This is a genomic window from Planotetraspora mira, from assembly GCF_016863275.1.
In the GTDB taxonomy this organism is placed as follows: domain Bacteria; phylum Actinomycetota; class Actinomycetes; order Streptosporangiales; family Streptosporangiaceae; genus Planotetraspora; species Planotetraspora mira.
The window spans coordinates 1-1,047 of sequence record NZ_BOOO01000086.1; the positions used below are offsets into that span (position 1 = coordinate 1).

A 1,047-nucleotide genomic window follows, 5' to 3' on the forward strand; every position below is an offset into this window, starting at 1 on the left:
AGGTACTTGGCGGCGTTGTCCTTGGTGACGGTCTCGGAGGCCAGGGTGATCGACTGGGGGACCTGGCTCTCCAGCAGATCGGTCATGCCCTTGCCCTGCGCGATCAACCGCGCCAGCTTGATCGCCGAGGAGGCCATCGTCGGGGAGTAGGTGACGGTGGCCTGCAACACGCTGGTACCAGACTGGATCTCCCGCATCGCGTTGGCCGACCCGGCGCCGCCGACCATGAAGAACTCGTTGCGCCCGGCCTCCTTGATCGCGGCCAGCACCCCGATCCCCTGGTCGTCGTCGTGGTTCCAGATCGCGTCGATCTTCTTGTGCGCCTGCAGCAGGTTCGCCGCGACCTCGGTCCCCGACTCCACCGTGAACTGCGCGTCCTGCTGCGCGGTCACGCTGAACCCGTAGGTCTTCAACGCGTCGGCGAAGCCCTTGCTGCGGTCCTGGGTCAGCGGCAGCGTCGCGATGCCCTGGATCTCCAGGATCACCGGCGAGGCGACGCCCTTGGTCTTCAGCTGGTCGCCGATGTAGTGCCCGGCCGCGACGCCCATGCCGTAGTTGTCGCCGCCGATCCAGGTCCGGTAGGACAGCTTGTCGGGGAAGACCCGGTCCAGGTTGATGACCGGGATACCCGCGTCCATCGCCGCCCGGGCGACCTGGTTCAGCTGCTGACCGTCGTTGGGCAAGATCACCAGCGCGTTGACCTTCGCCTGGATCAGCGACTCGACCGCGGAGATCTGCTGGTTGATGTCGTTGGTCGGCTCGACCGGCTTGAACGTGACATCGGAGTACTGACCCGCCGCGGTCTGCGCGTTCTTCGCGATCGCCGCGATCCAGCCGTGGTCGGCGGCCGGAGCCGAGAACCCGATCGTGACCGCGGTACCCGGAGTGTCGTTGCCGCCCGCCGGAGCGGCCGCGGTCGGCGCGGCCGCGCTCGGCGCCGCGGCCGGCTCGTTACTCGTACACGCCGTGACCAACGCCCCGGCACCAAGAGCTGCCCCGCCGAGAAGGAATCCCCGACGAGCGAGTGGATTGGACATGTGCATCTCC

General features: G+C 67.8%; 1 protein-coding gene. It reads right to left on the reverse strand.

Annotated features, from left to right (window positions below; genetic code table 11):
* Positions 1-974 (reverse strand): ABC transporter substrate-binding protein (locus Pmi06nite_RS41595; protein ID WP_239114575.1); only part of this gene is annotated, 974 nt, incomplete at its 3' end.
* Positions 975-1,047 lie beyond the last annotated feature (73 nt).